Genomic DNA, 13,111 nt, shown 5'->3' on the forward strand with positions numbered 1-13,111 from the left:
GCCCTGCTCACCGCTGCCCGCGGGCTTGCTCGGCGGCGTGGAGGATCAACTGTTTGAAGCCCTCCTCGCGCGAGTGGGCCGTCTCCCCGTAGTCAAAGCTGTGGGTGAACTCCGCGTGTGGGAACAGCTCCCGCATCCAGACCGCGCAGTAGTGACCCGGCATCAGACACGGCTCCAGCTCGCAGTAGACGCGCGTGACGCGCTCGGGCGTGATGCCGGAGGAGGACAGACGCCGCCAGATCCGCTCCTCCGGGTGGAGGCGGCCTGGTCCCGTCCGATCGGTGACGATCTCCTTCTGCCCGCTGTCCGCGATGAACTCGAAAGCCGAGGAGAAGGGGAAGTTGAGGGTGTGGCGCACGTCGTCCAGCACCCGCGGCCACCAACTCTCCCGCTCGGTGAAGGCCATCGGGTCCACCTCGCGCAGCTCGCCGTTCAACTCGCGGAAGACCGCGACCGCCCCCTCCATGCCGTCGGCCGCCGCGATGCGCGGCAGGGCGCGGTCGAGGGCGGTCAGGGAGCGGTTCAGTGCGTCCACGCTCGCGTTGACGAACATGTCCGGCACGACCTCGGAGAGGAACACCGCCTGCACGGCGCCGTCCGGCCGGACACACAGCTCGGCCCCCCGGTCATCGCCCAGCCGGACCCAGCCCCCGAGCTCCGGCGGCGGCGCGTCCAGCCGGTGATGGGAGGCGTACACGCCGAGTCGTACGGCCTCGCCGATGCCCGAGGCGCGGAAGTACGGACCCACCGCCACCGGCACGCCGGTCTCCTCCAGCGTCCGCGTGGCGTCGTCGGGCACCGCCGAGCCGTAGAGCGCGGCGGAGGAGAAGCGGCGCATGCCATCGGCGCCGAAGTGCTCGCTGACCGGGTCACTCGCCGACACGTGCTCTCCCCAAGGCTGATCGTCGATGACGGGCCACCGAGACTAACGCCCGACGCTCGCCTCGGCCGGCGGGCGTGGGGGTCACTCTCCGACGAAGACCGAGGTGTCGACCTCCAGGTCGAACGGCTCGGGAAGGGCGAGTTTCTCACCGAACAGCACCCGGTGTTCCACCCGGTAGCGACCAGATCCGTCCGGCTCGGCGAACAGCGTCACGCTCCCGTCCCCGTCCAGCGGGTCCACCAGCAGGTAGAGCGGCACGAGTGACCGGCCGTACCCCTGCACCTTGTTCTTGCGGTCCCGCAGGACGGTGGACATCGAGGCGATCTCGCCGACGAGCAGCACGTCCTCGGCGGCGACCTGCCACTCCCGGGCGCTGCGCAGCACGGCCGACTCGCACACCAGGAGATCGGGGGTGTAGCGCTCGTCGGTGGCGGGGAGGGCGACGGTGGTGGTGTTGGTGACGGACCAGCCGCGTTTCCTGGAATGGTGAGCGAGGAGGTAGTGCAGTTCGCTGTAGATCCAGTTGTGGTGGTTCGTGGGCGTCGGTGAGATGACGATCTCCCCCCCGATGAGTTCGGCTCGCCGACCCTCGGGCAGATCGAGCTGCGCGTAGGTCCGGAGCATGTCGTGCGACTCCTGGTCGGGCAGCGGCGCCGTCATCACGAGACCTCCCATGGTGGGCCCCCTCTCTGTGGCTGTGCACGTCCGTGCCGTCCTGCCTGCCTCGTGGGGGCTGTCACCATCATGGGCCACACACGGGCACCGGTGACGGATTCCCCCGCGAGACAACGATCCGCGAGGCGGCAGGACACGGCCGTGCGGGTCGGGTGTGGGCCGGGGTGTGTGCTGGTTGAGGCCGCCGTCCACCGCGAGCTCCACCGCGAGGTTCCGCCGAGGGTCGAGTACTCCCCGACCGAGGCGGGGGCCTCGCTCGACAAGGCGCTGCTGCCGCTCGGCGACCGGGGCGAGGAACACGTGGACCACATCACGGCCGCCCGCGGACTGTGAGCACCCGCGTGAAGCGGTGAGGCCGCCACCGGGCGTCCCGGCGGCGGCCGTGTGCGGTGGAACGGCGATCAGCCCGCGCGCAGTTCGGCGGCCGACTCCGCGATCCCGGCGGCGACGCGGGCGTGGAGCGAGCCGCCGAAGGTGACGCGAGAGGCGCCGAGAGCGCCCAGCTCGGCGGGCGTGGGCGAGGCGCCGGGCACACCGAGGGCGTTGATCGGGAGCCCGGTCTCCGACGCGAGCACGGCCAGGTGGTCCGGCGGCGCGAAGATGGGGTAGAGGCAGCCGGCGCCCGCCGCCGCGTACAGCCGCCCCCGCTCGACGGCCGCCGCCAAGGGGTCGGGCACACCGCGCACGTACGTGTCGATGCGGGCGTTGACCAGCAGCCTCCCGTCCGCCTCGGCGCACACCTCGGCCAGCCACTCCGCCTGCCGGCGCGGGTCCACCGGTTCCCGTGCGGCCGGGTCGGAGTCCTCCAGGTTGCAGCCGACCACCCCGGCGTCCAGCAGTCGCCGGACGATCTCCTTCGGGGGCAGTCCATAGCCCCGCTCGACGTCGGCCGTCACCGGCACGCCCACCGACCGCGCGATCCGGGCGACGGCCGCGAACATCTCGTCCGCCGGTGTGGCCTCGCCGTCGGCGTACCCCAGGACGGCGGCCACGGCGCTGCTGGACGTGGCGAGCGCGGGGAAGCCCGCGCCGGCGAAGGCGCGGGCGCTCACCGCGTCCCAGACGTTGGGCAGCACCAGGGGTTCCGGGCGGTGGTGGAGCGCCCGGAACGCCTCCACCGGGCCAGGGGTGGTGGAGGCGGTCACTCCTCGTCGGCGTTCTTCAGCGAGGCGGGGACCGCGCGGGTGGTCACCTGGAAGCGGTTCCAGGCGTTGATGGCGATGATCTGGGCGATCAGGTGGGCCAGTTCGGTCTCGTCGAAGTGCTCCGCGGCCCGCCGGTACACCTCGTCCGGGACGAAGCCGTCGGTCAGCAGTGTGATCGCCTCGGTGAGCGCGAGCGCCGCCTGCTCCTTCTCGGTGAAGAGGCCCGGGGACTCCTCCCAGGCGGCGATCAGATCCAGACGGAGCTGGGACTCGCCCATCTTCCGGGCGTCGGTGAGGTGCATGTCCAGGCAGAAGGCGCACTTGTTGATCTGCGAGGCACGGATCTTGACCAACTCGCCGATGACCGGGTCGAGTTCCTTGGACGCGGCTCCCTGGAAGGCGGACATGCCCTGGTAGACCGCGGGCGCGAGCTTCCAGAGGTTCATACGGGGGCCGTGGGTGCTCCGGTTCTCCTGAGGGGTCGTCCGAGAAGTCGCCTGAGAGGTCGTCATACCCATGACCCTAGGGCGGCGGTAGCCCAGGAGTATGGTCCATTTCCGTGCGGGAATCCTGGGCCACTTCGGGCAGCGACCTCCACCTGGACCTGGACGGTCCGGGCGGGGTGCGGGCGTCGTTGACACGCGCCCTGCGCGAGGCGGTGCGCACCGGACGGCTGGCCCCCGGCGCCCGGCTGCCCTCCTCCCGTTCGCTCGCCGCCGACCTCGGCGTCGCCCGCAACACCGTGGCCGACGCGTACGCCGAACTCGTCGCCGAGGGGTGGCTCACCGCCCGGCAGGGTTCCGGCACCCGTGTCGCGCGGCGCGCCGAACCCACCGCGCGCCGGCTCGCGGCCGTGCGGCGCGCACCGTCGGAGACCGCCGCACGGCCCGCCCGCGTGCCGTCGCCTCCCCGTCACGACCTGCGCCCCGGGCGGCCGGACGTCTCCTCCTTCCCCCGGTCCGCCTGGCTCGCCGCCACCCGCCGGGCCCTGACCGCCGCGCCCCACGCCGCCTTCGGATACGACTACGACGACCCGCGCGGACGCCCGGAACTCCGCCGTGTCCTGGCCGACTACCTCGCCCGGGCCAGGGGAGTGCGCGCCGAGGCGGACCGGGTCGTGGTCTGCGCGGGCTTCGTCCGCGCGCTGTCGCTGCTGGTCGGCCTGCTCGGCCGGACGGTGGCCGTGGAGTCCCACGGCCTGTGGGTCCACCGCGACCTGCTCACCCGCGCCGGGGCGCGGACGGTCCCGCTGCCGGTGGACGAGAAGGGCGCCGACGTGGCGGCCCTGCCCGGCACCGGGGCGCGGGCCGTCCTCCTCACCCCCGCCCACCAGTTCCCGACCGGCTTCCCCCTCCACCCCGACCGGCGCGCGGCCGTCGTCGACTGGGCGCGGTCCACCGGGGGGCTGGTGCTGGAGGACGACTACGACGGGGAGTTCCGCCACGACCGTCGGGCCGTCGGCGCCCTCCAGGACCTCGATCCGGAGCGGGTGGTCTACCTCGGCACCGCCAGCAAGAGCCTCGCGCCGGGCCTGCGGCTGGCCTGGATGGTGGTGCCCGAACCGCTGATGGACGCGGTGCTGGCCGCGCGGCGGGAGGCGGCGGAGACCTGCGGCACCCTGGACCAGCTCGTCCTGGCCGACTTCGTCGAGTCCGGCGCGTACGACCGGCACGTGCGCGCCATGCGGCTGCGCTACCGGAACCGCCGCGACCGGCTCGTGGCCGCCCTCGCCGACCGCGTCCCCGGCGCACGGGTCACCGGCATCGCGGCCGGGCTGCACGTCGTGGTGGAGCTGCCGCCGGGCACGGAGGAGGCGGCGCTGCGGGCGGCACGGCGGGAGGGGGTGGCCGTGGAGGGCCTCGCCCGTTTCCGGCACCCGGAGAGCCCCGACACCGGACCCGACGGGCTCGTCGTCGGCTACGGCACCCCGCCGGAGCACGCCTTCACCGCGGCCGTGGACGCCCTGTGCCGGGCGCTGCGCGGCGCCCTCGGGCGGGCCGCGGCATAGGACACAAAGCGGCACAAGGCGCGAGAGGGAGCGCGGGAACGGCCGAGGGGCGCCCGGCGAGCCGGGCGCCCCTCGGTCTCCTCAGGCGCCCAGCACCGCGCGGAACCGGTCCAGGCCCCAGTCCAGGTCCTCCTTGGAGATCACCAGCGGCGGGGCGATGCGAAGGGTGGAGCCGTGGGTGTCCTTCACCAGGACGCCGTGCTCCATCAGCCGCTCGGAGATCCGTCGACCCGTGCCCAGCGACGGGGAGACGTCCACCCCCGCCCACAGGCCGCGCCCGCGCACGGCCTCCACCGCGCCGCCGCCCACCAGCAGGGCCAGCTCGTGGTGGAGGTGCTCGCCCAGCTCCGCGGCCCGCTCCTGGAACTCGCCGGTCCGCAGCATCGCGACGACCTCCAGCGCCACCGCGCAGGCCAGCGGATTGCCGCCGAACGTCGAACCGTGCTCGCCGGGCCGGAAGACGCCCAGCACCTCGGCCGAGGAGACCACCGCCGAGACGGGCACGATGCCGCCGCCGAGCGCCTTGCCCAGCAGGTACACGTCCGGGACGACCCCCTCGTGCTCGCACGCGAACGTCTTCCCCGTGCGGCCCAGCCCCGACTGGATCTCATCCGCGATGAACAGCACGTTCCGCTCGCGGGTGAGCCGGCGCACGCCCGCCAGGTAGCCCGGCGGCGGCACCAGCACGCCCGCCTCGCCCTGGATGGGCTCCAGCAGAACGGCGACGGTGTTCTCGGGGTCCTCGTCGAGCGCCGCCTCCAGCGCGGCCAGGTCGCCGTAGGGGACGATCTCAAAGCCCGGTGTGTACGGCGCGTAGTCGGCGCGCGCCTCCGGGTCGGTGGAGAAGCTGACGATGGTGGTGGTGCGGCCGTGGAAGTTGTTCTCGGCGACGATGATCCTCGCCCGCCCCTCGGCCACGCCCTTGACCCGGTAGCCCCACTTGCGGGCCGTCTTGACCGCCGTCTCCACGGCCTCGGCGCCGGTGTTCATCGGCAGCACCATCTCCATGCCGCACAGGTCGGCCAGCTCGGTGCAGAACGCGGCGAAGCGGTCGTGGTGGAAGGCGCGCGAGGTGAGCGTGAGCCGGTCGAGCTGCCTCCGCGCCGCCTCGACCAGCCGGGGGTGCCCGTGGCCGAAATTGAGCGCCGAGTAGCCGGCGAGCATGTCGAGGTAGCGCCTGCCCTCGACATCGGTCATCCACGCCCCCTCCGCCGCGGTGACGACGACGGGCAGGGGATGGTAGTTGTGCGCGCTGTGCGCGTCGGCGACGGCGATCAGTTCCGCGGACTGTTCCGTTGAGGAAGCCATGGAAACGCTCCGGTTGGGTGGGCGGAGTCGGATGGGTGCACCGGCGATCCTGCGGCGTTCGCCGCGTGTGATGCCTATCTCTATCGTCGTACGTCCGCTTCGCGAAGAAACCCTTCGGCCATCGTCTCCGGCGCGTCGGCGGGTGCCAGGACCCTCCGCCCGACCTTCGATACTCCGGTGAGCGCTGTCGCGGCCCTCTGCGAGAATGGCGCCATGGCCACTGACCGCCCCCGTGTTTTCTCAGGCATCCAGCCCACCGCGGGCTCCTTCCACCTCGGCAACTACCTCGGTGCCGTCCGTCAGTGGGTGGAGCTGCAGGAGACCCATGACGCGTTCTACTCGGTCGTGGACCTGCACGCCATCACCATCCCGCAGGACCCGAAGGACCTCCGCGACGCGACGAGGCTGGCCGCCGCCCAGCTCCTGGCCGCCGGGCTGGACCCGGACCGCTGCACGCTGTTCGTCCAGAGCCACGTGCCCGAACACGCGCAGCTCGCCTGGCTGATGAACTGCCTCACCGGGTTCGGCGAGGCATCGCGGATGACGCAGTTCAAGGACAAGAGCGCGCGTCAGGGCGCCGAGGGGACGTCGGTCGGCCTGTTCACCTACCCGATCCTCCAGGTCGCGGACATCCTGCTGTACCAGGCGGACCGGGTGCCGGTCGGCGAGGACCAGCGCCAGCACATCGAGCTGACCCGCGACCTCGCCGAGCGGTTCAACAGCCGCTACGGCCACACCTTCACCGTGCCCTCGGCGCACATCCTCAAGGACACCGCCAAGATCTACGACCTCCAGGACCCGACGGTGAAGATGAGCAAGTCGGCCGCCTCGCCCAAGGGCGTGGTCAGCCTGCTCGACGAGCCCAAGGTCTCCGCCAAGAAGATCAAGAGCGCGGTGACCGACACCGGCACCGAGATCCGCCACGACGAGGAGAACAAGCCGGGCATCAGCAACCTGCTGGTGATCTATGCCACTCTCACCGGCACCGGCATCCCGGAACTGGAGCAGCAGTACGCGGGCAAGGGTTACGGTGCCCTCAAGACGGACCTCGCCGAGGTCGTCGCCGCCTGGGTGGCACCCTTCCGGGAGCGCACCCGGGAATACCTGGATGATCCGGAGACGTTGGACTCGATTTTGGCCAAGGGCGCGGAGAAGGCGCGTTCGATCGCGGCGGAGACGCTGGCCCTGGCCTACGAGAAGGTGGGCTTCGTGCCCGCCAAGCACTGATCCGGACACCTGCCGACCTGGGGGACAGACAGACGACGGAGAGGAAGGAGACGCACGTGGGGACCGTCACGCTCGGCGTATCGGTCGCGGTCCCGGAGCCCTACGGCAGCCTGCTCCAGGAGCGGCGTGCGGGCTTCGGAGACCCCGCGGCCCATGGCATCCCCACCCACGTGACCCTTCTGCCGCCGACCGAGGTGGACGCCGCACGCCGCCCCGAGATCGAGGAGCACCTCGCCGAGGTGGCCGCGGCCGGCCGGCCCTTCCCGATGCGGCTGTCGGGGACGGGCACCTTCCGTCCGCTGTCGCCGGTCGTCTTCGTGCAGGTCGTCGAGGGGTCGGCGGCCTGCGGCCGGCTCCAGGAGCGCGTCCGCGCGGCGGACGGGCCGCTGGCGCGCGACCTGCAGTTCCCGTACCACCCGCACGTCACGATCGCCCACGGCATCGCCGAGGAGGCGATGGACCGGGCGTACGCCGAACTGGCCGACTTCGAGGCGTCCTGGACGGCGACGGGGTTCGCGCTCTACGAGCAGGGCGCGGACTGCGTGTGGCGCCTCCAGCGCGAGTTCGCCTTCGGCTCCTCACCGTCCCTGGAACTGCCGCAGCAGCCCACCTTCTCCCGTCCTCCGGCCCCCTCGCTCTGACGCGCGACCGGCGCGTCGGTCCGGGGGCCGGTCCGGGAGGGCGGAGGGCCGCTCAGACCTTCTTGTCCGGCTCGCCCGGCTCGCTCGCGTCGCCGGTCCCCGCGCCGCCTTGCCGGCCGGGGGGTCCGGAACGCTCCGGCGGGCCCGGGTTCTCCGGGCTGCCGAGAACGGCCGCCTCCCGCCGCCCGCGACCCGGTCCGGCCGGCAGCGGCAGTGGCCTGCGGCGGTGGACGAACCAGGCGCCCGCGCCGATCACGGCCAGGGCCGAGGCCGCGACCATCAGGGCCGTACCGGCGCCGTCCGACGACCGCTGCGCGCCGGCGGCGGTGTGGCCGGAGGGCCGGGCGCCCGCGTCCGCCGGGTCAGCGGGCTTGTCGTCGCTGTTCTTGCCCTCGCCGGCCCGCGCCCCGCGCGGGGGGACCAGTTCGCCGACGGGCTCGACCTTGCCGGCGGCCTCGAAACCCCAGTCGAGGAGCTCGGCGGTCTCCTTGTAGACCCGCACGCCCCCCTCCTCGGGGTGCATGACGGTCACCAGCAGCACCCGGTCGCCGCGCTGGGCGACGCCGGTGAAGGTGAAGCCGGCCTCCGAGGTGTAGCCGTTCTTGATGCCGGCGATGCCGTCGTAGGGCTCCAGCCCCACGTCACCGGTGAGCAGCCGGTTGGTGTTCTGGATCTCGAAGGTCTCCCGCTTCTCCTTGCCGTCCTTGCCCTTCTTCACCTCGCCGGGGAACTCGGCCCGGACGGTCGCCGCGTACTCGCGGAACTTCGGCTTCTGCATCCCGGAGCGGGCGATCAGGGTCAGGTCGTAGGCGGAGGAGACCTGCCCCTCGGCGTCGTAGCCGTCGGGGCTGACCACGTGCGTGTCGGTTGCGCCCAGCTCGCGGGCGTGCTCGTTCATCTCCCGCACGGTCTTGTCGACGCCGCCGTTCATGGCGGACAGCACGTGCACCGCGTCGTTGCCGGAGCGGAGGAAGACGCCCAGCCACAGGTCGCGGACGGTGTAGGTGAGGCCCTCCTTGATGCCGACCATGCTGCTGCCGGGGCCGATGCCCTCCAGCTCCGCACGGTCGACCCGGTGGGTCTCGTCCTCGTCGAACCTCTCGATCAGCGTGTCGGCGAACAGCATCTTGAGGGTGCTGGCCGGGGCGAGGGGCCAGTGCGCGTTCTTCGCCCCCAGCACCTCGCCGGTCTCGGCGTCCGCGACGATCCACGAACGCGAGGTGATCGAATCCGGCGGCTCGGGGGCGTCCGCACCGGGCCTGGGGCGTATCCGGACACCGGGGAGACCGAGGAGTTCGCCGCCCACGGTGGACATGGTCGTCGGGGGTCTCGGCTCGACGGGGTCCTCGAGCACGGCACGGGCCGAGGCCGTGGCCGGGGCGGCGAGGAACAGGCACGGGCCGAGCAGGACGGTGGTGGTGGCGGCCACGAGGCCGCGGGCACCGCGCACGCGGAGCGCGCGGGCGATTACGGAGTGGGTCTTCGACACGCAGCGAACGTACCGGCCGGAGGAGCCGAACGAGGCACCGAGGGGACCATCGCGGTGCCTGCCACCGCCCCTGCCGGTGATTCCATTGGGCCGATGGACATACTGGGGGGTGTGAAACTCTCTCGTCCCGTTTCGTGGTTCCTGCTCGCCTTCGGGGTGTGGAGCTGGTTCGTCTGGACCACCTTCGTCAGAAACCTGTGGAAGGACAGCAGCGGCCTGGCGTTCGACGACGCGGGCGATCCCACCACGTACTTCTGGATCCACCTGCTGCTGGCCGGCACGTCGATCGTGCTGGGCACGGCGATCGGCGTCATCGGACTGCGCGGCCTGCGGGCCTTGCGCGGGAGCCGGGCCGAGGGCTGACGCCCGCGGTCGGCCCCTCGGGGGCCGTGTGACCGCCGCCCCTGCCGCCGCTTTCGGCCCCGACCGACTCGCCCCCACCCGGGGCCCGCGCCTTCGCGGGCACGCCCGAGCGGCGAAAACCGTTGTCCCGAACACGGACCCGGGGTCCGCGGCGCTCCGCGGACAGGGAAGAATCGGGCCGAGGATCGGGTGGGAGAGTGGAACCGGGGATGATCGTGCTCTACGCGGCCGTCGCGCTGCTGATGGTCTGCCTGCTGGTGGGTGCGCACTGGTACGTGTGGCGGCGTCTGGTACGCGACGTGTCGGCACCGGGCGGCTGGTACAGACGCCTGGGCACGGCACTGATCGTCCTCCTGCCGCTCACCACCGTCGCCGCGCAGGTCGTCCGGCGCACCGGGCTGCCCTTCGTCGCCGAACGGATCCTCGCCTGGCCGGGCTACCTCTGGCTCGCCCTGCTGCTCTACCTGTTCCTGGCCCTGTTGGTGGGCGAGGCCGTCCGGCCGCTGCTGCGCCGCTTCCTGGAGCGGCGGGACGCCGCCGGGGCGGCCTCCGCGGCCTCCGCGGCCTCCGCGACCTCCGGGGAGGGCGCAGCCAGCGCCGCCGAGGACGTGCCCGGCACCGCCCCGTCCGAGCCCGCGGGAACCCGTGTCGGGACGGACGGCGCCGGTGGGGCGACCGCCGCGCGGCCCGCGGCCACCGCGGTCGCGATACGCGACGACGGCGCGGGGGAAGGCACCGGGAGCGCGGGGAACGACGCCGGCGCCGGGACCGGCCCGACGACCGGCCCGTCCCGGCGACTGTTCGTGGCGCGCACCGTGGCCGTCGCCGCCGGTGTGGCCGGGGTGGGCACCGTCGGCCACGGCACGTACGGCGTGCTGAGGGGCCCGAAGCTCAAGCGCGTCACCGTGCCGCTCGCCAAGCTGCCCCGAGCCGCCCACGGCTACCGCATCGCCGTGGTCAGCGACGTCCACCTCGGCCCCATCCTGGGCCGCTCCCACACCCAGCGGATCGTGGACACCATCAACCGGGCGAACGCCGACATGGTCGCCATCGTCGGCGACCTGGTGGACGGCAGCGTCGCCGACCTCGGCCCGGCCGCCGAACCGCTGGCACAGCTTCGCTCGCGCGACGGCTCGTACTTCGTCACCGGCAACCACGAGTACTTCGGCGACGCCGGCGAGTGGGTCGACCACGTCCGCGAACTGGGCGTGGAGCCCCTGGAGAACGCCCGCCGCGAACTGCGCCACTTCGACCTGGCCGGGGTCAACGACCCGGCGGGCGAGCAGGAGGGCGAGGGCCCGGACTTCGAGCGGGCGCTCGGCGACCGCGACCCCTCCCGGGCGGTGGTGCTCCTGGCCCACCAGCCGGTCCAGATCCACGAGGCCGCCGACCGCGGCGTCGACCTCCAGCTCTCCGGGCACACCCACGGCGGCCAGATGTGGCCCGCCAACTACCTCGCCCAGGCCGCCAACCCCACCCTCGCGGGCCTGGAGCGCTACGGCGACACCCAGTTGTACGTCAGCCGGGGCGCGGGAGCCTGGGGCCCGCCCGTGCGGGTGGGCGCGGAGTCCGACATCACCGTGGTGGAGCTGGCGTCCCGGCAGGCCTGAGCGCTGCGGACCCGAGCGGCGCGGAGACAAGGCCGAAACACGCCGTCCAAACCCCTTGACTGCCTGGTTATGCGACTGTTACCAGGAAACTTCTTCTATTCGGGTGCTTCCTCCTGATCTTCTATGGTCCGGGCGCGATCGATGATCGAGCCATTGGCCCGGCACGAAAGGGGGCGACCGCACGTGAGCAGGTTCGGAGGCAGGAGAGCCATCTGGCTCGGGGTGGCGATGGGGGTGGTCGTCACAGCCGGAATCGGCGGGTGGAGCCTGGTGCGGCCGGACCCCGAGGAGCGGACCATCACCCTGGGCACCACCGAAGGAGTCACCTCGCTCGACCCGGCCGGGGCGTACGACACGGGCTCCTGGCGTCTGTTCGGCAACCTCTACCAGTCGCTGATGACCTTCACCCCCGGCAACGCCGAGCCGGTGCCCGACGCGGCGGACCAGTGCCGCTTCACGGACAGCGAGCTGACGGTGTACCGCTGCACCCTGCGCCCGGGCCTGAGATTCAGCGACGGCAGCGCGCTGACCGTGGAGGACGTCAAGCACTCCTTCGACCGCGTTCTGAAGATCGCCCATCCCCAGGGGCCGGTGGAGCTGTTCGACACCCTGAAGGAGGTGCGGGCCGACGGCAACGCGGTGGAGTTCCGGCTGAAGACCTCCGACGCCGCCTTCCCCTTCAAGATCGCCGGCGGCGCGGGGTCGATCGTGGACAGCGAGAAGTACCCGGCCGACCGGCTGCTCCAGGGCGGCGAGACGCTCGGCTCGGGCCCGTACGCGCTCGACGAGTACGAGCCCGGACGCAGGATGGCGCTGGTGCCCAACGAGGAGTACGTCGGCGTCCTGGAGGAGCGTCCCACCCACCACGTGGAGATCCGGTACTACGAGGAGCCGGAGGACCTGTCCACGGCGTGGCGGGACCGGGAGATCGAGGTCAACGTCGGACACATGCCGGCCGCCGAGATGGCCGGGATCAGCCCGAGCGACGCGGGCGTCAGGATCTACGAGCAGCCCGGGAACGTGACCCGCTTGCTGGCGTTCAACCTCCGCCCCTCCTCGCCCACGGCCGACACCGCGGTCCGGCAGGCCGTCGCCTCCCTGGTGAACCGCACGGCTCTCGCCCGCCACGTCCACCAGCGCACCGTGGAGCCGCTGTACTCGCTGATCCCGCAGGGCGTCAACGGCCACGCCGCGGTGTTCCACGAGCGCTACGGCAACCCCGACGCCGAGCGCGCCGCGCGCCTGCTGGAGGAGGCGGGCGTCCAGACGCCGGTGCGCTTCGAGATCGCCCACGCCGAGGACCGGCGGTCGGCGGCCGACGAGGCCGCGACGCTGAGCGGCCAACTGGAGTCCTCCGGGCTGTTCGAGGTCACCGTCCGGGAGTACGAGCGGGACGCCTTCCGGGACGGCATGCGGAAGGGCTCGTTCGACGCCTACCTCGTCGACCGGTTCCGGGACTACCCCGACCCCGACGCGTACACCGCGCCGCTGGTGGGCGAGGACGGCATCTACCACACCGGGTACACGGACGAGAGGGTCGAGCGGCTGATCCGCGCCACCCGACGCGGCTACGACCGGGGAGCGGTGCTCGACCGGTTCCGGGAGATCCACCAGCGCGTGGCGGTGGACGTGCCGCTGCTCCCGCTGTGGCAGCGGAAGGCGTACGGGCTGAGCACGGACGACATCGCCGGCACGCAGTACCTGACGGACACCAGCGGCGTCTGGCGGCTGTGGGAGCTGGACCGCATCTGACGTCCGGCCC

13 protein-coding genes are annotated in these 13,111 nt (G+C 72.7%); 7 read left to right on the forward strand and 6 right to left on the reverse strand.

All coding sequences use genetic code 11. The annotated features are described in order from the left end of the window. Positions 1-7 precede the first annotated feature (7 nt). Together IF47_RS0102605 and IF47_RS0102610 are read right to left on the reverse strand one after the other, a co-directional pair. Positions 8-883 (reverse strand): SUKH-4 family immunity protein, encoded by an 876-nt coding sequence (locus tag IF47_RS0102605; RefSeq protein WP_031506297.1) that lies wholly within the window; start codon positions 881-883, stop codon positions 8-10. A gap of 81 nt (positions 884-964) precedes the next feature. Next, positions 965-1,558: a Uma2 family endonuclease gene (locus IF47_RS0102610; RefSeq protein WP_078591504.1), complete on the reverse strand. Its 594-nt coding sequence runs from the start codon at positions 1,556-1,558 to the stop codon at positions 965-967. 168 nt (positions 1,559-1,726) lie between these two features. Here IF47_RS0102610 and IF47_RS31365 point away from each other — a divergent pair, with 168 nt between their 5' ends. Then, on the forward strand, positions 1,727-1,891 hold the full coding sequence (locus tag IF47_RS31365) for a winged helix-turn-helix transcriptional regulator (protein ID WP_245640968.1): 165 nt from the start codon (positions 1,727-1,729) through the stop codon (positions 1,889-1,891). 68 nt (positions 1,892-1,959) lie between these two features. On the opposite strand, the gene IF47_RS0102620 is transcribed toward IF47_RS31365, so the two are convergent. Both IF47_RS0102620 and IF47_RS0102625 read right to left on the reverse strand, forming a co-directional pair. Then, entirely contained in the window at positions 1,960-2,703 is a 744-nt protein-coding gene (locus IF47_RS0102620) for an isocitrate lyase/PEP mutase family protein (protein ID WP_031506299.1), read from the reverse strand. Next, complete coding sequence (locus tag IF47_RS0102625) at positions 2,700-3,215, reverse strand: carboxymuconolactone decarboxylase family protein (RefSeq protein ID WP_031506300.1); 516 nt, start codon at positions 3,213-3,215, stop codon at positions 2,700-2,702. Before IF47_RS0102625 ends, IF47_RS0102620 begins: the two co-directional genes overlap by 4 nt. A 47-nt stretch (positions 3,216-3,262) precedes the next feature. On the opposite strand from IF47_RS0102625, the gene pdxR reads away from it, so the two are divergent. Further along, on the forward strand, positions 3,263-4,711 hold the full coding sequence (pdxR, locus tag IF47_RS0102630) for a MocR-like pyridoxine biosynthesis transcription factor PdxR (protein ID WP_031506301.1): 1,449 nt from the start codon (positions 3,263-3,265) through the stop codon (positions 4,709-4,711). Positions 4,712-4,792: 81 nt separating this feature from the next. Here the strand turns inward: pdxR and rocD are convergent, their stop codons facing one another. Further along, complete coding sequence (gene rocD / locus IF47_RS0102635) at positions 4,793-6,019, reverse strand: ornithine--oxo-acid transaminase (RefSeq protein ID WP_031506302.1); 1,227 nt, start codon at positions 6,017-6,019, stop codon at positions 4,793-4,795. A 213-nt stretch (positions 6,020-6,232) separates the two neighbouring features. Between rocD and trpS the strand changes: the two genes are divergently transcribed. Together trpS and IF47_RS0102645 are read left to right on the forward strand one after the other, a co-directional pair. Beyond that, the gene (trpS, locus tag IF47_RS0102640) at positions 6,233-7,246 is read left to right on the forward strand and encodes a tryptophan--tRNA ligase (protein ID WP_031506303.1); all 1,014 of its coding nucleotides are present in this window, start codon (positions 6,233-6,235) and stop codon (positions 7,244-7,246) included. Between the two features lie 56 nt (positions 7,247-7,302). After that, positions 7,303-7,887: a 2'-5' RNA ligase family protein gene (locus IF47_RS0102645; RefSeq protein ID WP_031506304.1), complete on the forward strand. Its 585-nt coding sequence runs from the start codon at positions 7,303-7,305 to the stop codon at positions 7,885-7,887. A gap of 52 nt (positions 7,888-7,939) precedes the next feature. Here the strand turns inward: IF47_RS0102645 and IF47_RS0102650 are convergent, their stop codons facing one another. Then, positions 7,940-9,376 carry a D-alanyl-D-alanine carboxypeptidase family protein gene (locus IF47_RS0102650; RefSeq protein WP_342667210.1) on the reverse strand — a complete coding sequence of 479 codons (1,437 nt, stop codon included), beginning with the start codon at positions 9,374-9,376 and terminating at the stop codon, positions 7,940-7,942. A gap of 111 nt (positions 9,377-9,487) precedes the next feature. On the opposite strand from IF47_RS0102650, the gene IF47_RS0102655 reads away from it, so the two are divergent. The 3 genes from IF47_RS0102655 (at position 9,488) to IF47_RS0102665 (ending at position 13,101) form a co-directional block, all read left to right on the forward strand. Next, the gene (locus IF47_RS0102655) at positions 9,488-9,739 is read left to right on the forward strand and encodes an SCO4848 family membrane protein (RefSeq protein WP_031506306.1); all 252 of its coding nucleotides are present in this window, start codon (positions 9,488-9,490) and stop codon (positions 9,737-9,739) included. Between the two features lie 209 nt (positions 9,740-9,948). Continuing rightward, a complete protein-coding gene (locus tag IF47_RS0102660) occupies positions 9,949-11,349 on the forward strand; it encodes a metallophosphoesterase (RefSeq protein WP_031506307.1) in 1,401 nt (466 codons plus the stop codon). Positions 11,350-11,532: 183 nt separating this feature from the next. Next, positions 11,533-13,101: an ABC transporter substrate-binding protein gene (locus IF47_RS0102665; protein WP_245640969.1), complete on the forward strand. Its 1,569-nt coding sequence runs from the start codon at positions 11,533-11,535 to the stop codon at positions 13,099-13,101. The last annotated feature ends 10 nt before the right edge of the window (positions 13,102-13,111 follow it).

The organism is Streptomyces megasporus (assembly GCF_000718985.1).
GTDB classification, from domain to species: Bacteria; Actinomycetota; Actinomycetes; order Streptomycetales; family Streptomycetaceae; genus Streptomyces; species Streptomyces megasporus.